The following is a 20,492-nucleotide window of genomic DNA, read 5'->3' as shown; positions in this document are numbered from 1 at the left end:
CATGACTGTTGCACCCGATCTCCCGCCGGGCGTCCGTGCCGTCACAGACGCGGCCAAGTCAGCCTCGCTGTCGGTGGCCAAGCTCGGCCACGTTGTCTATTTCTTCGGTTGCACCGTGGCTTCGATGCCCGCCACCGTACGGCGTTATCACAAGGAATTCATGCGTGTCCTCGCCGACATCACCTGGGGCAACGGCTCAGTTGTAGTCGGCGGCGGCACAGTCGGCGTGGCGATGGTGCTGGGCGCAACCGCGGGTGCACTCGTCGGGGTCGAGGGTTACAACGCCCTCAACCTCCTCGGGCTCGGACCCGCGACCGGCCTGGTGTCCTCGTTTGTAGGCACACGTGAGCTGGCTCCGGTGATGGTGGGGCTCGCGTTCACCACCCAGGCCGGGTGCCGCTTCACCGCGCAACTGGGTGCGATGCGCATCAACGACGAGATCGACGCACTCGACACGCTTGGTATCAACTCGGTGTCCTATCTGGTGACCACCCGGATCACTGCGGCCATCGTGGCCGCGGTGCCGCTGTTCCTTGCCTGCCTGACCGCCGCCTATATCGCATGCCAGGCGGTCGTTGCGATCTCCTCCGGCCAATCAGCGGGTACCTACCTGCACTACTTCTCGATGTTCGTCAACGGGGGCGACGTCATCTCCGCGACGGTCAAGGCCGCGGTCTTCGTATTCGTGGCATCCACGATTCAGTGCTACTACGGGTACTTTGCGTCGGGCGGTCCGGCCGGCGTCGGTGTCGCGGCAGGGCGAGCCATGCGCGCCAGCATCACCGTGATCATCATGGTCAACATGCTGATGACCATGGCCCTGTGGGGTGTGGATTCCGGCGCCAGGTTCGGAGGGTAATCCATGCCGAACTCATTCGACCTCAACGGCTACAGCCCCTCGAATCGGCGACTCTTCATCTTCGGTACGTGTTTCGTCCTGATCGCTGCTCTCGGAAGTGTTCTGGCAGTGGCGAAGTCCAAAGGCGACTTGGACCGGATGGTGCGGGTGACCGCGGAGTTGGTCAACGTCGGTGACGGCCTGCCCGCGAAGTCCGACGTCAAATTCCGGGGCGTGTTGGTGGGCCAGGTGGCCGACGTCACGACGGCTCCCGTCGGGCAGCCCAACGTCGTGCACATCCATCTCGACCCCAAATACGCCGAGGCGATTCCGAGCACCGTGACGGCGCGGGTGGTGCCCTCCAACGTCTTCGCAGTGTCCTCGGTGCAGTTGGTCGACAACGGAGAGCTCGGACCTCCGATGCGGTCGGATACGGTCATCGCCGAGGACGTCAGCCTGCCCACAGTGTTGTTCCAGACAACCCTGAACAAATTCCGGAAAGTCTTCGCCGCGATCGCACGTGACCCGAGCAAGGACAATGTCGGGCTGCTGGCCACACTCGCTGAAGGCACCCACGGGCGGGGAACAGAGCTGCGGGCAGCCGGGCGAGACCTGAACGAGATCGTCACCCGGCTCAACACTGTCGTCGGCGACGGCGCCACGGCGTCCACGGTCACAGCTCTTGCTGACGCTGCGACCGCTCTGAACGCGAGCTCCCCGGAGCTGTTCGAGGCTCTCGACTCCTCCATCAGGCCGATGACGACTCTCGTCGAGAAACAGGCGGCCCTGACCGACTTCTTGCACTCGGCGCATCTAACGGCGTCGACGATGGGCGAATCGTTCGAGAATCAGACAGATCGGCTGATCAACATCACGACTCAGATGACCCCCGTGATCGGCACGCTCGCCGACAACGCGGAACTGTTCAATCCCATTGCGGGCCGGGTCCAGAAGCTGGCCGAGAACGTCATCAAAGTGACCGACCCCGTCACAAACCAACTCACCGTGAGAGCAACAGTCAGTTTCGCTCCCACCCGCACGTACGTCCGTGCAGACTGCCCCCGCTACGGAGAGCTCGCCGGGCCCAGTTGCGAGACCGCTCCGGAAATTCCGACGGCGCCTCAGCTGTACCCGGCCCTGGGATCGATGGGATTCCCGGCACCTGAGGGCGTATCCGAGAACCGTCCCAACCTCGCTCCGCCGCGTGACTCGGTGCGCCACGCCGGGGAGCTGCCGGGCAGTGCGGGATCACCCCCGAAAGCGCCCGGCCCCGTCCCGGCTGGGCCGCCGCTACCGGCCGAGGTGCAACCGCAAACGTCGGTCATCGGAGGCAATGTCGGACCGGTCGGAAGTCCGCAGGAGAGGGACCAACTCGGTCTGATCGTCGGTGACGCGGAAGCGACCACAGCGACGCAACTGCTCCTGGGGCCGCTAGCCCGGATTTTGCATCGAAGTTGATGTGGGTGCGGTTCGGCTGCTGAATTGTGTTGCGGGGTGGCGGTTTCGGCGTAGTGGAGTGGTTGATCGTCCCGTGTCGCCGGGTGGGGCGGGCTTTCCCGAAGGCCTGGTCTTTCGTGGTCGGTGGGTCGGGTGGGCCGGAGTTCTATCTGAAGGCGGTGCGGATGGTCTGCCAGGCGGTGGCGATCGCGTGCGCCCATCGCCAGGTGGCATCGATGCGTAGCCGTAGTTGTCGGGCGCTGCGGGTGATGCGGGCCGCCACGTGCAGGACCCGGTAGCGGAAGGTGGTGATTTCGGCGCGGGCCAGGCCGGTCTCGGTGCGGAAGCCGATCAGTCGTGTCCAGGTGACCAGGTCGGCGGCGGCAAGGACGATTTCCAGCCAGGCGGCGTTGGCCCAGAACGAGTGGCACGGCAGGTTACGCAGGCCGGTGGCTTTGAGTTCGCGGATGCGGTCTTCGACGCGGGCGTGCTGGCGGTGGCGCAGTTCCAGGCCGGCGACTTGGCCGGCCACGACACCGGGTGGTGTGTCGGTGATGAAGGCGGTGACCCGCATCCCGTCGGCGTCGGTGAACCGCAATTGGGCGCCGGGGTGGGGGCGTTCTTTGCGCAGGATCAGTCGGGTGCCCGGTGGCCAGGAGTCCAGGTTGACCAGGTCGGTGGCCTCAGCGATCCAGGCGCCGTCACGGATACCACCGTCGGTGTCGATCGCCGGGTACCAGCATTGGCCGAGGTTGAGGGTGTCCACCGCGTCCTGCACGCGGGCATCGACGGGGTAGCCGAAGGAGAACCCCACCCCCTGTTCGCGGCAGGCGTCGGCGAACTTGTGGGTGGCTCCGGCGGTGTCGCAGCGCACCAACACCTTGGGTGCTTCAGGGTTGTCGGGAGTGGCGGGGTCGGGCCGACACACCGGCGCAAGGGCGGCCAGTGCCTGGGCCAGGACGATGATGTGATCACTGGCGGTGTTGGAGCCGGCGTTACCGGTGCGCAGCAGCCCGGCCAGAGCTTCCCCGCCGGCGATCTCGGGGCGGTCCAGAAACGCCAGCAGCGGGTGCAGGCCGAACGTTTTCTTCCAGGTCGGGGCCGCGCCGTGCTTGTTGTCGGAGTGATCGATGACCAGGGTGGCATCGATGTCGATGTGCAGCCAGTCATCGCCGGTGGGTGCGGCTCCGGCGGCCCAGGCCGCCGCGCGCGCCGCGGCGCGCGCTGCTCGCACTGCGGGTAGGTGGGCGGCGTCGATGCGCTCATCGACCAGTCGCCACATCGTGGTGGTGGAGGCTTTCGCGCCGAAGGCGTGCTCACGATCCCCGCACAACTGGCCGACGGCGTCGATGCAATCGGCGCCGTCGGCGACCGCGGCCGCCAGGTCGGCGAACACCTCCCCGGGCGCATACACCCACGGGCCGCGGTAGGTGTCGGCCAACGCGGCGGTCACCTGCGTCGATAGCCCGGTCCAGTCGGCGAGTTCGCGCAGCATGGCCATCCCGGCATGCGACACGACGCCATGGCCGTCGGCGGACACTTTCACCCGTGATGTGGTCGCGATATTCTTCACCTGCGAGGTGCCTTTCCGCTGGAACGATCCGAACCTTAGACAAGTCCGATTATTCCTTGCAGGACAGGCACTTTCGCTTATCTACACACCCTCACCAGCAACAAACCACGAAAAATCCGGGCTAGTGCGCGGCTCGACGGTAGAGCTGGTACCTGATTCGGAGGGGGCCCGGTGAGTTACCGCAAGTCCACGATCGGGTTGAGTCTCTTCCTGGTCCTCACGATTATGGTCACCTGGATGGTGTATGTGACGTTGAGCAGGGAAGTATCCGGCTCAACGAACCAGTACACGGCGACGTTCTCCGACGTGATGGGCCTGAAAGAAGGCGACGATGTCCGGGTCGCCGGTGTACGAGTCGGACGGGTCGACCGGATCGACTTGGTTGACACGGTCGCAAAGGTGACGTTCCGCGTGGACAAAGACCAGGTGCTCTACACGGACTCCATCGCTTCTGTGGTGTACCAGAACATCATCGGTCAGCGCTACATCGGGCTGTCTTCCGGTCAGGACGCCGGCCGCAGGCCACTTCCGGGCAACGGTGAGATCCCGCTCGAACGCACGGAACCTTCGTTCGACATCACCTACGTTCTCCGTGGATTCGAGCCCCTGTTCGCGCTGCTCGATCCCCAGCAAGTGGACAACCTCACCGGGGCGATCATCGAGGCTCTGCAAGGAGATGACCGCTCGATACTGAGCATCATCACCCAGACCTCCTCTCTGGCAGAGGTATTCGCCGGACCTGATCAGGTGCTGGGCGAGGTGATCACCAATCTCAACAATGTCGTCACCAACCTGGCCGATCAGAATGGCAATCTGCAGACGGTGATCACGCGAACCCGGGACATCATGTCCGCCCTGGACAGCCGGCGCGAAGAACTACGAGACTCTGTCGGCTCCATCAACTCGGCGATGGGAAGGCTGGCCGACGTCGCCGGCAGCGTCTATCCAGACTTCAGCGAGATGGTCGCCCGTGAACCAGGTTTGACGACACATCTCGCCGGAGAAGGCTACCAACGCATCGCCTTCTTCGGAGCGAACCTGCCCGCGACGTTGAAAGGGATCGCACGATTCACTCAAGAGGGTTCGTACGGGAACATCTACGGCTGCGATGCCACCTCCCACCTGTTCGCGTTTCTGTCCCGGCTGATACCCGACATCGTGCGGCACGCGACACCGGGCAACACGATCAAACACTCCCCGGTATGCAGGTAGAAGATCATGCTTCCTAAAATCACGCTCAAGCGTCCGATCGATTCGTTCAGCAAGGTCTGGCTCGGCACCATCGCCTTGGCTGTCATCGTGCTGCTGGTATCCGTTGTCCTCGCGATCGGCGCCCTCGAACCCGGAAAGACCCGCTATTCAGCGGAGTTCGGGCAGGCCGCCCAGCTCCGCTCGGGCGACCGCGTCACCATCGCCGGGATCTCGGTCGGCAACGTCGACACGCTGGAACTGGCCGGCGATCGCGTGCGCGTCACGTTCACCGTGCGCGACAATGTGCGACTCGGCGCCGATACGCATGCCGCCATCAAGCTCACCACGCTCCTGGGCTCGCGATACCTCGAACTGTCTCCGGCAGGCGACGGCGGCCTGGACAACCGGCACATCCCCCTTGCCAGCACAAGCGTGCCCTACAACCTGCAGGAAACCCTCGCCGACGCCACATCGACCTTCGAGCAGGTCGACGCAGATCGCATCGCGCAATCACTGACGACGTTGTCGCACAGCCTCACCGGTGTTCCCGACGCTCTGCCAAGAGCGCTGACAAATCTGCGGTCCCTCGCATCGGTCATCTCCGACCGGCGCGACCAGCTCAAGACGCTGTTGATCAGCACCGAACAGCTGACGACGATGATCCGAGACCAGAAGGCGAACATCGGTGCGATCATCACGCAGGGCGCCTCCCTGCTTGCTGAGATCACGACGCGGCGGGAAGCAATGCACCGACTATTCGCCAGTGCCACCGCGCTGGTCGACACACTGAACAAGGTGCTCAACGGCCGGCCCGGGCTTGACAAGCTGCTGCTCAGCGTGCGGGATTTCGCCAACATGATTGCCTCACACGATGACCTGTTTCGCAATGTACTGCAGGTCCTGCCCATACCCATGCGCAACATCGCCAACGTGACAGGAAGTGGTATGGCTGCCGATGCCACATTGCCCGCAGGCCCGCTGATCGACTCCTGGATGTGCGCGATCAGTGGACGGGCCGAGCAGTTCAACCTCGTCGAGTACTTCAAGGACTGCGAATGAGCCGGCGGTTGACAGCAATAACCGTCGCGCTCGGCGTCGTGAGCCTCGTCCTCACCGCAGGGCTGGTCACCCGGCAGAGCGAATCCGGGCCCATGCGGGTGACCGCGCAGTTCGCCGATACCGTTGGCCTGTACGAAGGAAACGTGGTGGCAGTGTTGGGGATGCCGGTGGGAACGGTGGCCAGCATCACCCCGAAGAACACGTACGTCGAGGTCGAGCTGGAAATAGACGCCGGTGTCGAGATTCCTGCCGACGTACAGGCGGTGACCGTCTCCACCTCAATTCTCACCGATCGGCACGTCGAGCTGACTCCGCCGTACCGCGGCGGTGCGAAGCTCCGCAACGGAGATGTATTGAGCCAGAGCCGTACCCGTACACCCGTAGAGTTCGACCGCACGTTGGCCATGGTCGACAAGCTGATGACCGCGCTGCGCGGCGATGGCCAGGGTGGGGGTCCGGTCGCGGATCTCATTGCCATCGGGGCGGAGTCCACCCAAGGACGTGGGCACGATATCAGGGCCGCACTCAACGAACTCTCTGAGGCGTTACGCCTGGGGACCGACGACGGAGCACAGAGTCAACGGGACATCCAGGCGGTAGTCAAGAGCCTGGCCGTGCTGACGCAGGAAGCAGCGGACAACGACGGCGCAATTCGCGAATTCGGCTCCCACGTGCACCAACTCAGCCAGTTGGTGGCTGACGAGAATCTTGGCGCCGGGACGACTGGCGCCAAGGTCAACGAGATCATTGCGCAAGCTACATCGCTGCTCGAGCAAAATCGCGACACTCTGAAGGACACCGCTGCTGACGCGGTGACGATCACCCGCGCCATGGTCGACTATCAGCGTGAACTGGCCGAGTTCTTCGATGTCGCACCGCTGGCGATCGACAACGTCTACAACATCACCGACCCGAATGCCGGCGTACTGCGCATGCATGCGCTCGCGGACAAGATTTTGTTCGACAGTCAGTTCGGAAAAGAGGTCTGCAACCTGATCAACAAGACGCAACTCGGTTGTGCAACCGGAACAGTCAGGGATTACGGTCCCGACTTCGGGGTTACCGGCATGCTCGAGTTGATGGCGGGGGCGCGCTGATGAACGTTCGGAGGATATCTGCGCGACGCGCGTTCGGATGCGCGATGACGCCAATCACCGCTTTAGCCGTCTCAGGCTGCGGGCTAGGTCTGGAGTCGTTGCCTTTGGCAGGGCCGTCCAGTTCCGACACGTACCCGCTGACCGCGGTTTTCACTAATGCCCTGAACCTTCCGGCCAAGGCGAAGGTGAAGTTGAACGGTGCAGATATCGGCGAGGTGAACTCGATACGGGCGGAACAGTTCACAGCGCGAGTGGGCATGAAGATCCGATCCGATGTCCGCCTTCAGGAGGGTGTGACCGCAGAGTTGCGTTCGGCAACCCCGTTGGGCGACTTGTTCGTCGCAATTAATCCGGGCCAAAACCGGGGTGCGCACGCCGCCGAATTGACGGCGGGGGACACCATCCCGCTGGAGTCCACCGCTGGTGGGGCGTCAATCGAGGAGGTGCTCGGCTCGGCTGCGCTAATGGTGAACGGTGGTGTGATCAGGAACCTGACGACATTACTCAACGGGGCGGGCGCCGCAGTCGGAGGGCACGGAGCCAGCGTCGCGACATTGCTGGACGAATCGAGTGCCCTGATCTCGCGGCTGAATGAGCGGTCGACAGAGATCAAAGCCGCGCTGCAGAGCACTTCAGCATTGGCGACCACCGTATCGCGCCAACAGGACAGCCTGAACCGGGCCATCGCCGCGGCCGGACCCGCCACCCGAGTTGTTTCCGACAACACCGCACAGATCGTCGACGTGGTCGACCAGATTGCGCGGACCACCCGTCAGCTGTCACGGTTCCCGTCGCTGCAGGGTACCGATACGCGCAGCCTCATTGCCGACCTCAACCGGCTGTCCGCTGCATTCAACACGATCGCCACCGATCCGAATCTGTCGATCGTGCCGGTGAACCGGCTGCTGCCCATTGTCTTGGACATGGTCGGGTCCACCTCATTTCGCGGCACCGCCGACGTCGTGCGGATTGCACTCGGAGCGCTGCCGGACAAGAACTACCCCGGTGACCCGACCATGCACGGACCGGATGGAACGGATTGGCATTCCATGATCGGCAGCTTGCGCTACGAGTGGAATCTGTTGCTGGACCGAATCTATGGACCGAGATCATGAGCACGACCAACCCGTTCGAGTTCGGCGCGCGCCTTGTCGTCGACACCGTCCGCCGCTTGGCAAGGCGACGCTCGCTCACTGCCTTCGCCGGATTGATCCTGGTGCTGATAGTGGCGATCGCCTATGTCGTGGTGGTAGCCCTGAGGGTGAACCCCACCCGCTCACAGATTCTGGTCCAGGTGGTGTTGCCGGAGTCCGGCGGACTGCTGGCAAACCAGGATGTGACGTTGCGGGGCGTCCCGATCGGACGGGTCACCGCCGTGAACCTCGAAGGTGCAACGGTGACAGCGTTGGCTTTGATCGACAGCAGGACGCAGATTCCCCAAGACACCGCGGTACGCGTGTCTGCGTTGTCACCGGCAGGTGAACAGTACTTGGATTTCCGGCCAGACAGCGACGCCGGCCCCTACCTGACCGATGGCAGCGTCGTCGGCGAGAAGCGGACCACGGTGCCGGTGTCGTTCGCTGAATTGCTGGCAGATTCCGAAGGCGTCCTCGCCCAAATCGATCCGGACAAGGTGGCCGTCATCACCGAGGAATTGCGGGTCGGGCAACACGGACCGAAAAAGCTTGCGGCACTGCTGGATGGAGGCGCATTCCTGATCTCCACCCTAGATTCAGTGCTGCCCGAGACAGTGAGCGTGATCCGTAACAGCCGACTGGTGTTCGGAACCATCACCGACGTTCAGCCGGGCCTGGCGAGCACCGCACAGAACGTCAAGGACGTCCTCGGTGGCCTCAACCGAATGGACGGTGGATTCCGGCGCCTGGTCGACACAGGCACCGGACCCCTGCATCAACTCGATGCGGTGTTCGCGGACAACTCCGACACCATGGTCCAGTTACTGGGCAATCTGACGACCGTCGCCCAACTGTCCTATGTGCGGGTGCCGGCATTGCGGGCCTTGTTCCCGGACAGTCGCGGATCGATGCTCGAAGCGGTCGCGGCGGCCACCCGCGACGGCGGGGTGTGGACGCTGGTCGACCCGTACCCGCGATACAGCTGCGACTATAGGCTGCCCAGGCGCGCGCCATCACAGGCCGACTATGTCGAGCCGTATCTATACACATACTGCGACAATCCAGATCCGTCCGTGTTGATCCGAGGCGCGCGTAATGCCCCGCGACCACCCGGCGACGACACGGCGGGGCCACCCCCGGGTCATGACCCGCTGGCGACGACGGATCCAGCTCCCGTCGGACCCAACACCATCCCACTGCCCTACGGGGGACCACCGTTGCCCTTTGAACCCCCTCAATGAATCCAAAACAGCAGGAGTACCTATGTTTAAACGCTCAACCACAACAGACGTGTTCGATGACGTCATCGACGACGACACCCCCGCCGACGCCGATGTGACCGACACAGCGCTGCGTGCCCAGGATGCTGCCGAAACCATCGGCGACGACCCAGTAGATGACCAGCCGGCCAGGCCCCAACCCGGTGCACGCACCGCCGGGTGGTGGACGCGGCGATTGGCGGTCACCGGGGGAGCGTTGATCTTTGCTGCGGCAATCGCGTCGGCGGCATACCTGGGATGGAAAGTCCAGCAAGAGAACTCAGTCACGGCCAATGGCAGAGAAGCACTGGCGACCGCACAGAGCTACGCTGTCATCCTCACATCCATTGACAAGGGCAACGTCGACGAAAACTTCGCCCAGGTGCTCGATGGTGCCACCGGGGATTTCAAGGATATGTACAGCCAGTCCTCAACGGAACTGCGGCAACTTCTGATCGATAATGAGGCCGTCAGCCACGGGACCGTGATCGATGCAGCTCTCAAATCGGCAACGAAAGACACAGCGGAAGTGCTCATGTTCGTCGACCAGTCAATCAGCAACCGGGCCAACCCCGAGCCGAGGATCGACCGGAGCCGGATCAACATGGTCCTGAAACGGATCGACGGCCGTTGGCTGGCGAGCAAGGTCGACATCAAGTAAGCCATGACACCTCCGGTGAGATGGATCATGAGCGGGATCGTGGTGACCGTGTCGGCAGTGATTGCGGCGCCGGTTGCCGCTGGAGAACCCGATCGCACGTGCACGGCAGTGCTGGGTGGCCAATGGGCGCGCGGAGACGGGGTGTGCCGGGGTGCGCTCACCTCCGAGCGTGCGGCCACGATGGACCTATCTGTACGACTTCCCGATGATCTACTCGAAAGCCCAATGGCCGGTGCGGTGATCACGCCATACCTCAGCGAATTGGTCGGTGGATGGCGCCAAATCGGCAAGTCGATGCCTCGTGACAGCGATTACAGCGCCGACTATCAACGCTTCTCCCGGGGTCCGCTGACATCAGTTGTCTTCGAAGAGCGTTGGCAGACTGTCGGTGCTCCGCCGAACCGGGCCTACCGAACGTTCACCTTCGACATGGTCAACGGTAGGCAACTACAATTGGCTGACTTGTTCCGTCCCGAGGTCGATCCGCTGACAGCGTTGCCGCCGTTGGTGCGACCGTTTCTGATTCCGGCCCTCGACCAGGCTGCGCCGCCTCACGATCCGGGGACTTATCCGTTCGCTGCGCAAGAGTGGGAACCGCAGCCCGACCGGTCTGGGTACTCAGGGGATTACCGGGCGTTCGCGGTGACCGAGGATGCACTGGTTCTCTATCTCCCGGATGCGCCGATGGCGCATGAAAACCCCTGGCCCCGTGACAGGTTCGTATGGTCCATGGACGGCGGGACCGTCACCGTCCGGGTGCCGTTGACCGCCCTTGCCTCCATACTCGCGATCTAGCACCCGAGCTCCCCGCACTGAAGGCGGTCTACGCCATCATGAGGAAGCCGGGATAGCCGCCCGATGCGTGGTGAACAGCAGCGATTGCTCGTCGACCTTGCCGTACCGGATCATCCGAAGGTCGAAGAAGTAGTTCTGCTTGAGCTTCCAGGGCGCCTCGGAGCCGGATTTGGGCAGGGTATCCATGGCACGCCGGAAGTAACCGGGGGTGAAGTCCATGAAGGGCTGCTCGTCGACCGCGTCGCCGGGATGCTGCGGTTCGACACGGTCGAAACCGTTGGCATCCATGTAATTCAGTACGCGGCAGATGAACTCGGAGACCAGATCGGCCTTGAGCGTCCAGGACGCGTTCGTGTAGCCGAACGTGATCGCCATGTTCGGCACCCCGGAGAGCATGAGGCCCTTGTAGGTCATCGTCTTCGTCAAATCGATCGGCTCACCGTTACGCGAGGCAGTCGCGCCACCGAACAACTGCATGTTCAACCCTGTTGCGGTGATGATGATGTCGGCGGTCAACTCGGTACCCGAGGTCAGCCTGATACCGGTTTCGGTGAAGGTCTCGATGGTGTCGGTGACCACGTCGGCCTTACCAGACCGGATGGTCTTGAAGAAATCACCGTTAGGCGCCAGGCAGACTCGCTCATCCCACGGGTTGTAGCGCGGGCTGAAATGCTTGTCGTAGTCAAAGCCCTCCGGCAGCCGCCGGGTCGCCATATCGCGCAACGCCTTCTTGAACACCTGCGGGAAGCGGCGCGCCACCTGGTACTGGCCGGTGGACACGGCGATCGCCCGCCAGCGGTTGACCACGTGCGCGACGTTCTTCGGCAGGTATTTGTTCGCCTTGGCCGCAACGGGGTCCTCCAACGGCAGCGCCCCGATGTACGTCGGTGAGCGCTGCAGCATGGTGACGTGGCCGGCGCCGTCGTTCACCAACGACGGGATGAGCGTGATGGCGGTGGCGCCGGAGCCGATGACGACGATCTTCTTGCCGGTGTAGTCCAGTTCCTCGGGCCAGTGCTGTGGGTGGACGATCTGCCCCTTGAAATCCGCGGCACCGGGGAACTTGGGCGAGTAGCCCTCGTCGTAGTTGTAGTAGCCACTGCACACCGACAGGAACGAGGCGGTGATCTGTTTACGCTCGCCGCCGGCCTCGACGTCGACGGTCCAGCGGTTGTCGGCATCCGACCAGTCCACCGACAGGACCCGGTGACCGGTGCGGATGTGCTTGTCGATGCCGTTCTCGACGGCGGCCTCGTTGATGTAGTTCCAGATCGACTGCCCGTCGGCGATGGCTTTGGCCGAGGTCCACGGCTTGAACCGGAACCCGAGCGTGAACATGTCGGAGTCTGACCGGATGCCGGGGTATTTGAACAGGTCCCAGGTGCCCCCGATGTTCTCGCGGCGTTCCAGGATGACGTAGCTCTTGGTCGGGCAGCGGTCCTGCAGATGCCACGCCGTGCTGATGCCGGAAATGCCGGCGCCGACGATCACAACGTCGAGGTGTTCGGTCATGGTACCGACGGTATCAACAGCGTGTTGATGTTTGTCAACACTACGTCGAGTTCTATCAACGTCATGTAAGGTCTTTGGGTGATGAGTTCGCCTGTTCCTGCTGGTCGCGGCCGCCGCGTGGCCCGACAATCCGGCGACGATCGCGAGCTGGCCATCCTGAGGACGGCTGAGCACCTGCTTAGTGAGCGCCCGCTGAGCGACATCTCCGTGGACGACTTGGCTAAAGGCGCCGGCATCTCCCGTCCGACGTTCTACTTTTATTTTCCCTCCAAGGATGCGGTTCTGCTGACCCTGCTTGATCGCGTGATCGCCGAGGCCGATGCGCGCGCCGATGCCGCGCTGGGTGGCCGGGACGACCGGCCCGTGAGGCCAGAGGGTGTGTGGCAGGCGATAAAGGCATTGTTTGAAACATTCGGCGCGCACCGTTCGGTGATGTTGGCCGGTGCCGCGATGCGGCCGCACAACCCGGAAGTTCAGCAAGCATGGTCGCAGTTCATGCAGAAGTGGATCGACTACACCACGGCTTCCATCCGATCGGAACGTGAACGCGGCGCGGCCCCGGGCACCTTGCCGGCCGAGGATCTGGCCATCGCCCTGAACTTGATGAACGAACGGCTCATGCTTGCGTCGTTCGCGTCAGAGCCGGCCTCGGTGCCCGCGGAGCGGACCGTGAGCACGCTGGCCCATATCTGGGTCAGCAGCATCTACGGCAGCGCCCTCGTCGACCCCAATTGACCCGGCGGAAGGGGCTGCTCGGATCAGTTGTGCAACGCAGCCCGCAACGCCGCCAGTCCACGGTCAACTGCCTGTGTAGCGGCTGGGAGGACGCCGTCGAAGTAGGCATAGCCGTGGATGAGTGACGGTGCGTGATGGTGCTGGACGGGAACGCCCGCGGCAGACAGTAGTTCGGCGTATCGGAATCCGTCGTCGCGCAAGGGGTCATGGCCGGCGGTCGCGATGAAGGCCGGTGGCAGGCCATCCAAGGAGGGCGCGAATGCGGGCGCCAAGGTTGGCGGAGGGTTGCCGAGATCGACGCCTGGGGCATACCAGCTCAGCAGGGTCTGGCATGCCGACAGGCCGAGAATCGGCGCATCGGCGTTCTCTGTCATCGACGGGCTGTTCAGGTCGCAAGTGGTGAGTGGATACCACAGCAGCTGGAATCTCACAGCCGGGTCACTGTGGGTGCGGGCGATCTGAGTCGCGACTGCCGCAAGGTTCCCGCCAGCTGAGTCGCCCGCCACGGCCAGCCTGGTGATGTCTGCGCCGATCTCGTCGGCATGCTGGCGGATCCAGCGCAGGGCCTCCTGGGTGTCGTCGACTGCCGCAGGATAGGGGTGTTCAGGGGCCAACCGGTAGTCGACGGCAACCACGATGGCCTCAGCGCCCGTTGCGTGGCGCCTACAGAAGCCGTCGTAGCTGTCCAGGTCGCCGAGCACGAATCCCCCTCCGTGGCAGAAGAGTACGACTGGAGCGCCGGCGGACAGCTCGAGAGTGTGGGGGCGGTAGACGCGCACCGAGAGCCTGTTGCCCGTCGACCCGACGAAAGAATGGTCGGTGCTGTCGACGCCGGGGCTCACCGCGACGCCAGACGCGGATGCCTTGTTGAATCGAGCCCGAGATCGCTCGACACCGTCGCCGGCGAAGTCGAAGGTGATAGGGGCCGCTTTGAGCAACTGTTTGAGGCCGGGATCGAGATCGGAACGGCCGCTGTTGGTCATCGGTATGTCTCCATTCTCGTTGGGCCGCGATCGGCGGTGTAGAAACTACAATCAACAATGCGTTGAGTAAAGCAACAGTGCGACGTACGATCGCGGTTGCGGCGGCGGTACGTCTTCGCGATTTTCCCGAAAGAGGTCGATAGCAGATGGGCAAGGACATCCCGAATGCAAGGATGCCGGTGTACAACCCGGTCAACGGCGTGGTGGTGGGTTGGGTGCCGACGACCGACCCCTCGGACGTCGGTGACCTCGTGGAGCGGGCGCGTCGTGCGCAATCCCAGTGGCAATTGTCGGGATTCCGGTCACGTGCGAAAGCCTTGCGTGAGTTGAGAAAGTGGATCGTCGACAACCGAGCCAGGCTGATCGCCGCCGTCTGCGCTGAGGGCGGTAAGACCTACGAGGACGCACTGCTCGAAATCCTGTACGTGTGCAAGGCCATCGGCTTCTGGGCAGGTCATGCTGAGGGGTACCTGCGCGAGGAACGTCAGTGGTCCCGAGAACTTCTCCTGGCGGGGCGACGGGTGGTGTCGCGCTACGAGCCCCGCGGCGTCGTGGGCGTCATCGCTCCCTGGAACTATCCCCTCGTATTGGGATTGGGGGATGCGTTACCCGCGCTGATGGCCGGCAATGCGGTGATCCTCAAGCCCAGTGAAGTGACGCCACTCGCCTCAACGATGATCGTGGAAGAAGGCATGGCCGCGGCCGGCGTGCCGACCGGAGTTTGCCAGGTGGCCAACGGGTCCGGCGACGTCGGGCAGGCATTGGTCGACAACGTAGACATGATCCAGTTCACCGGCTCTACCGAGACTGGCCGGGCAGTTGCTGTGCGTGCGGCCCAACGGCTAATCCCGGCGTCGCTGGAAATGGGTGGAAACGACGCGATGATTGTGCTTGCCGATGCAGACCTGGAGCGGGCTGCCAACGTCGCGGTGTATGCAGGCATGTGTAACGCGGGGCAAACGTGCATGTCGGTCGAACGGATCTATGTTGAAGAGTCCGTTTATGCCGCGTTCCTGGAATTGGTCGAGGCCCGAGTCAAGGATCTGCGCGTCGGAGGGCCGGGGGCGGCAGGCACGGTCGACATCGGTTCGCTCACCGGTCCGGGACAAGTCGACATCGTTGAGCGGCACGTACAGGAAGCCGTTCAAGACGGTGCGCGGGTGCTGGTCGGTGGGCATCGCGGCAAGGATGGCAATTTCTTCCAACCGACGCTTCTCGCTGACGTGGACCACACCATGGCGCTCATGCGCGAGGAGACCTTCGGCCCTGTCCTGCCGATCGTCAAGGTCCGAAATGCCGACGAGGCGATCACCTTGGCCAACGATTCCGACTTCGGACTGAACTCCAGCGTCTTCACACGCGACGTCAACCAAGGGGAGTTCATCGCACGACGCCTAGAAGCGGGATCCTCGGTCGTCAACGATGCGTGCGCCAATTTCCTTGATGCGCGAGCACCTTTCGGGGGATGGAAGCAGTCGGGCCTTGGGGGGCGTAACGGTGTCGAGGGCATCCGCAAATACTGCCGTCAGCAGACGATCTTGGTGACCAGGTTCGCGATGAAGCGGGAGGCATACATGTTTCCGTACCGGCGACGCACCACCTACCTGATGGAACGGCTGCTGGCGTTGTTCTTCGGCCGTGGTGGGTGATCGGCGGGCTTAGCCTATTTCCGGACCGACTGCACGGCCTCCAGGATGTCGGCGAGGGCGGCCACCGTTGCCTTACGTTTACGTGGGGACGGGTTCGCCGCCCAGCGCGTCATGAATTCGCTCCACATGCTGACGACGAGCGTTGCGCGAACCTCGGCAGATCCTGCACTCATCCCGCGCGCCTCGAATACCTGTCGAACCTTTCGGACCTGGCGGTTGAAGACCCCTTCTGTCCACTCCCGCAGAGTCTCATCGGTTGCCGCGGCGTCGCGCGCGTGGCGCCAGATCTTCCCGATCTGGCTCCACAAAGTGAGTACGTGGTCGTAGGTCACTTCCAGCTCGGGACGTGATTTGGCGGCGCCGAACTCTTTGAACAGCTCGAACTCGTCTGGTTCCATCCCCTGCATCGCACCCTTGAGGATCTCTGCCTTGCTCTCGAAATGCAGGTAGATGGTGCCGCGGTTGAGGTTCGCCCGAACCGCGATGTCGTCCATGGTCGTCGAGGCGAAATCTCGCTCCTCGAACACCTCGAGGGCAGCTTCGATGACTCGATTCCGGGTCAGTTCCTTCTGGGTTTCCCGTAATGAAGGCTTCTGCGCGGACGCGCTTGCAGCCGCGGATCCGGCACGCCGACGACTACTCATCGTGTCGCACTCGCACAGTTGTCACAGTGATTGCCTAGCCGCATCGGTCGATTATTGCAATTTCCGGCACTTTTCGGCGAGTCGCCAGTGAGGATAATCGGCCTCGGTGTCGCACCGCACGTCAGTGCGCCGAATTGCACACCTTTATGTTGGTTAACTCAACACGCTGTTGACGTTCTTGGGCGTGATCGACGATACTCCCCTCATGAGTTCCGGTAGCGCCAGCCGTTTTCAGGACCCAGCGACCCGTCCCGTCCTGGAAGGCCTCATGCAGCACGATCGGCCACTCACGGTTCAGACCATCCTCGACAGGATGCGCACAGTGAACGCCGCGAGTGTGGTGACGACGTTGCGTTCCCCCGGCCATCTCGATACGGCGACGTACGGTGACGTGGCTGCGCGAACGGACAAGCTCGTAGGTGCGTTGCGCAGCCTCGGCGTGCGCCCCGGTGACCGGGTGGCGACTCTGATGTGGAATACCCAGGAGCACCTGGAGCTGTATTTCGCAGTGCCTGCCATGGGGGCCGTCCTACATACGCTGAACCTGCGGCTGCATCCTGACCAGTTGAGCTACATCGCTAACCATGCCGAGGACAAGATTGTCTTTGTCTCGGAATCGCTGATTCCGCTGTTGGCGTCGATCCGTCCGCGATTGGCAACGGTGGAACATGTCGTGGTGGTGGGCGACGGTGCCGCCGATGAGTTGGGCGACGTCCTTCGTTACGAATCGCTGATCGCATCGGCCGGCGACGAAGTCGCCTATCCCGATCTGGATGAACGGTCCGCCGCAGTGCTCTGCTACACAAGCGGGACCACCGGAAGTCCCAAAGGCGTTTTGTACTCACACAAGTCATCGGTACTGCATGCGATGGCTGCATCCATGGCCGATACGTTCGGGGTGGGTAGCCGCGATCGGGTGCTGCCGGTTGTGCCGATGTTCCACGTCAACGCGTGGGGGTTGCCGTATGCGGCAGGGCTGACAGGGGCAAGCCTCGTCATGCCATCGCAGTTCCTACAGGCAGAACCACTCGTGGGGTTGATTGAGTCGCAGAAGGTGACGCTCGCCGCAGGCGTTCCCACGATTTGGTACGACATCCTCCGCTTTGCGGATGGGGCCTCCCCGGACCTTTCATCTCTCCGAATGGTGCCTTGTGGGGGGTCTGCGGTGCCGCGGTCTCTGATGGAGGCATTCGAGGAGCGACACGGCGTGCGTGTGGTCCAGGCGTGGGGTATGACCGAGACGAGCCCGCTCGGTGCAGTAGCGATCCCTCCAGCGGGTGTCGAGGGCGAGGAGGAGTGGGGATTCAGAACCAGCGCCGGCCGTGTATCTCCGCTCGTCGATGTCCGCATCGTCGCAGACGACGGCACGGAGTTGCCGTGGGATGGTGTGTCGACCGGCGAGATGGAGGTGCGCGGCCCGTGGATCGCGTCGGCCTACTACCGCGATACCGCACCGGATAAATTCCACGATGGCTGGCTACGGACCGGCGATGTCGCATCCATCGCGCAGGGTGGTTACATCCGCATCGCTGACCGTGCCAAAGACGTAATCAAGTCCGGCGGAGAATGGATCCCGTCACTGGCCGTTGAGAACGAGCTCATGGCCCATCCGGACGTGCTGGAAGCTGCAGTCATTGCCAAACCCGATGATCGATGGGGCGAGCGGCCATTGGCGTGCGTAGTCCACGAACCGAATGGCGCTGCTACCGCCGAGGAGCTAGCCGCACATCTGCGCGAGCGAATTGCAAAATGGTGGGTACCTGAGGAATTCGCGTTCATCGAAGTGGTACCCAAGACATCGGTCGGAAAGTTCGATAAGAAAGTCCTGCGCCAAATGCTGGCGAAGGGCCATTTCGACAACGCAATTGTTCGGGCCTAGCTTTCTTACCTGGCGCCAGCGATGTTTTTGGAGTTCCACCCGGATCGCGGCGGATCATCTACACCACGGATGAAACTGTCAGGGTGAGCGGTGACCGGTGGCGGGTTTGCGGGGTCGCCAATGCGGCGACAAGGACCTCGGGGGCCCGCTCGGGGTGTGAGCGGGGCCGTGGTGTAACTGGGAACCATTCTGCCCGGTCGGACTGTTGGCTCACTGGCTGACTCTGAAGGCCGGAAGAAACTGCGCAGGATTCGACCAAAGCCGATACATGGGCAGGACTTGGCAGTGAATTTGGTCGACATGTGAACGCGTATGTGAACGAAACCCTGTGAAACGGCCGAGACCAGTCAGATACGGCGCAAACATTAGACCTGAGTTTGGACATTTCGCTTAGTACCCAGGCTTGAAGCCGAGATCGGTGAGGACTTTGCGTTCGGCGTCGGGGATCTCGGGCGGGAAGGTCTGGGTGGCGCCGTTGATGGTGATGGTCGCTGAGCGCAGGGGCCGTAGCTGCTTGACGACTTTGGCGATGGACAGTCCGGTGCGGGACTGGATGACGTGGGAGACCGCCAGGGCGGCGAACACGATGGTTAGGTGTGCCTCGATGGCATCGTGCATGCGGTTGAACATGGGCCGGGCATCGAGGTCGGACTTAGACATCCGAAAGGACTTCTCGACGTGCCAGAGGTCGTGGTATTTCGTGATGACTTCGGCGGCCGGCATCACCGTGACTGGCATGTTGGTCACGTAACCCTTGAGTCCTACCAGGGATCGAGCGCGGGCCAGGCTGGCTTCGTCGAGGGCGCGGTCATCACCGCGGGTTGTGACGAATCGTGCTGTCTTGGCTTTCTTCTCACCGGAGACGATCGCTCGCGCTCGGGCTTCCTGAGCTGCGAGGGTCTTCTGGTCGCGGCGGGCACGTTTGGCCGAATACGACCAGATAGCCCGCCACGCCCCAGCGTCGCTGTCGGGGTTCCAGACCGGCTCAGCACGCACCTTGGTGTTGTTGACCTTGATGTTGCCGTGCCGGGGTGTGACCGTGTCGATGATTTGTGCGTCGGTGAAAACGTCACCGTTCCAATGGAAGTGCGATTCCAGATCCCCGGGTGCCTTGGTCATCCGGGAGCCCACGATGAACGACAGCTTCACTTCATCGAGGGCTGCGAGGTTGCTCTGGGAGAGCATGCCGGCATCGGCAGCCACCACCATCGGCGTGCCCTGTAGGTTGTGCCGGGCCAGGAAACCGGTGATGATCGGTACGATGGTGGTGGTCTCGGCGGTATTACCTTCGAAACAGCCGATCTCCAAAGGGAATCCGGTGCGGTCCACCAACAGGCCGACGACGATTTGTGGATCGACGCGACGTTCTTTGGAGTAGCCGACCTTGCGCAGTGAATCCTCGGATTCGGCTTCGAAATATAGGGTTGTGACGTCGTACAAAATCAAGGACAGCCCGCCGCAGTCGGTGGCGTAGGCGAAGCATTTCTCGGCGATCGCGTCGCGGTGACCGCTGGCGTGGATCTTGCGGACATGGCGGTCGATGGTCTTGTAGGACACCAGTTCTGCACCGAGATCGGCCAGGACCCGTGACGCGTCGAGCTTGCTGGTCGGCTCAACGATCCGGGCGATGACCAGATCCCGGAACACCGCATCGCCGACGGTATCGAAGCCGAGCCAGTCATAAACGTGACTGAGGAGGTCGTAGAGCAGACGCGAGCTAGCTCCGACCGTGCGTCCTGGCGGCACCACCGGCGCCGCGACCGTCGGTGTGGCTCGCTCGGGGATCAATGTCTGCGCACGGAAGTCGGCCACATCGGCCATCGATTGGGCCCGTGCGGCTACTTCGAAATCCAGCGCTGCCTGGCCGCCGACGACCATCGCCTTGGCCTGCTCAAGCAGAATGCCCAGCTCAGCATCGGTATGTGCCGACCCCAGATGCGCCAGGATCACCACTCGGCCCGAGTCTTTGCGGGCCACCTGCACCGCCACCGCGCCCGAGGCGGTGCGCACTTTACGCACGTACGCCACCGCACGAACGTACCTG

General features: G+C 63.0%; 17 protein-coding genes. 12 read left to right on the top strand and 5 right to left on the bottom strand.

The window, feature by feature from the left end:
• Position 1: 1 nt before the first annotated feature.
• Positions 2–859 (top strand): ABC transporter permease, encoded by an 858-nt coding sequence (locus BN976_RS04285; protein WP_036368223.1) that lies wholly within the window; start codon positions 2–4, stop codon positions 857–859.
• 3 nt (positions 860–862) lie between these two features.
• The gene (locus tag BN976_RS04280) at positions 863–2,296 is read left to right on the top strand and encodes an MlaD family protein (RefSeq protein ID WP_036368220.1); all 1,434 of its coding nucleotides are present in this window, start codon (positions 863–865) and stop codon (positions 2,294–2,296) included.
• A 145-nt stretch (positions 2,297–2,441) separates the two neighbouring features.
• On the opposite strand, the gene BN976_RS04275 is transcribed toward BN976_RS04280, so the two are convergent.
• Positions 2,442–3,848 (bottom strand): IS1380 family transposase, encoded by a 1,407-nt coding sequence (locus BN976_RS04275; protein WP_036368218.1) that lies wholly within the window; start codon positions 3,846–3,848, stop codon positions 2,442–2,444.
• A gap of 171 nt (positions 3,849–4,019) precedes the next feature.
• On the opposite strand from BN976_RS04275, the gene BN976_RS04270 reads away from it, so the two are divergent.
• The 7 genes from BN976_RS04270 to BN976_RS04240 are packed head-to-tail and all read left to right on the top strand — an operon-like array spanning position 4,020 to position 11,046.
• Positions 4,020–5,060, top strand: a complete 1,041-nt coding sequence (locus BN976_RS04270) for an MlaD family protein (RefSeq protein ID WP_036368216.1) — start codon at positions 4,020–4,022, stop codon at positions 5,058–5,060.
• 6 nt (positions 5,061–5,066) lie between these two features.
• A complete protein-coding gene (locus BN976_RS04265; RefSeq protein WP_036368213.1) occupies positions 5,067–6,098 on the top strand; it encodes an MCE family protein in 1,032 nt (343 codons plus the stop codon).
• Positions 6,095–7,195: an MCE family protein gene (locus BN976_RS04260; protein ID WP_036368210.1), complete on the top strand. Its 1,101-nt coding sequence runs from the start codon at positions 6,095–6,097 to the stop codon at positions 7,193–7,195. The genes BN976_RS04265 and BN976_RS04260 overlap by 4 nt, the downstream gene beginning before the upstream one ends.
• 44 nt (positions 7,196–7,239) lie before the next feature.
• Positions 7,240–8,310, top strand: coding sequence for an MlaD family protein (locus BN976_RS04255; RefSeq protein ID WP_199558886.1), 1,071 nt, complete (start codon positions 7,240–7,242; stop codon positions 8,308–8,310).
• Positions 8,307–9,572 carry an MlaD family protein gene (locus BN976_RS04250; protein WP_036368205.1) on the top strand — a complete coding sequence of 422 codons (1,266 nt, stop codon included), beginning with the start codon at positions 8,307–8,309 and terminating at the stop codon, positions 9,570–9,572. Before BN976_RS04255 ends, BN976_RS04250 begins: the two co-directional genes overlap by 4 nt.
• A gap of 49 nt (positions 9,573–9,621) precedes the next feature.
• Entirely contained in the window at positions 9,622–10,251 is a 630-nt protein-coding gene (locus BN976_RS04245; protein WP_235621962.1) for an Rv1363c family protein, read from the top strand.
• Between the two features lie 39 nt (positions 10,252–10,290).
• A complete protein-coding gene (locus tag BN976_RS04240; RefSeq protein ID WP_145977906.1) occupies positions 10,291–11,046 on the top strand; it encodes an RsiV family protein in 756 nt (251 codons plus the stop codon).
• A gap of 36 nt (positions 11,047–11,082) precedes the next feature.
• Here the strand turns inward: BN976_RS04240 and BN976_RS04235 are convergent, their stop codons facing one another.
• Positions 11,083–12,558 carry a flavin-containing monooxygenase gene (locus BN976_RS04235; RefSeq protein ID WP_036368200.1) on the bottom strand — a complete coding sequence of 492 codons (1,476 nt, stop codon included), beginning with the start codon at positions 12,556–12,558 and terminating at the stop codon, positions 11,083–11,085.
• Between the two features lie 81 nt (positions 12,559–12,639).
• Between BN976_RS04235 and BN976_RS04230 the strand changes: the two genes are divergently transcribed.
• A complete protein-coding gene (locus BN976_RS04230) occupies positions 12,640–13,293 on the top strand; it encodes a TetR/AcrR family transcriptional regulator (protein ID WP_036368198.1) in 654 nt (217 codons plus the stop codon).
• A 23-nt stretch (positions 13,294–13,316) separates the two neighbouring features.
• On the opposite strand, the gene BN976_RS04225 is transcribed toward BN976_RS04230, so the two are convergent.
• Entirely contained in the window at positions 13,317–14,276 is a 960-nt protein-coding gene (locus BN976_RS04225) for an alpha/beta hydrolase (RefSeq protein ID WP_036368196.1), read from the bottom strand.
• A gap of 146 nt (positions 14,277–14,422) precedes the next feature.
• Here BN976_RS04225 and BN976_RS04220 point away from each other — a divergent pair, with 146 nt between their 5' ends.
• Positions 14,423–15,925, top strand: coding sequence for an aldehyde dehydrogenase family protein (locus tag BN976_RS04220; protein WP_036368193.1), 1,503 nt, complete (start codon positions 14,423–14,425; stop codon positions 15,923–15,925).
• Positions 15,926–15,939: 14 nt separating this feature from the next.
• Here the strand turns inward: BN976_RS04220 and BN976_RS31935 are convergent, their stop codons facing one another.
• Complete coding sequence (locus BN976_RS31935; RefSeq protein ID WP_084182190.1) at positions 15,940–16,569, bottom strand: TetR/AcrR family transcriptional regulator; 630 nt, start codon at positions 16,567–16,569, stop codon at positions 15,940–15,942.
• A 256-nt stretch (positions 16,570–16,825) separates the two neighbouring features.
• Between BN976_RS31935 and BN976_RS04210 the strand changes: the two genes are divergently transcribed.
• A complete protein-coding gene (locus BN976_RS04210; RefSeq protein ID WP_199558899.1) occupies positions 16,826–18,448 on the top strand; it encodes a long-chain fatty acid--CoA ligase in 1,623 nt (540 codons plus the stop codon).
• Between the two features lie 390 nt (positions 18,449–18,838).
• Here the strand turns inward: BN976_RS04210 and BN976_RS04205 are convergent, their stop codons facing one another.
• Entirely contained in the window at positions 18,839–20,476 is a 1,638-nt protein-coding gene (locus tag BN976_RS04205) for an IS1634 family transposase (RefSeq protein WP_036368191.1), read from the bottom strand.
• Positions 20,477–20,492 lie beyond the last annotated feature (16 nt).

It is taken from the genome of Mycolicibacterium austroafricanum, from assembly GCF_000612725.1.
GTDB lineage: Bacteria > Actinomycetota > Actinomycetes > Mycobacteriales > Mycobacteriaceae > Mycobacterium > Mycobacterium austroafricanum.
The sequence above is the reverse complement of the archived record's forward strand: the minus strand, read 5'-3'. Positions and strand labels throughout refer to the sequence as shown.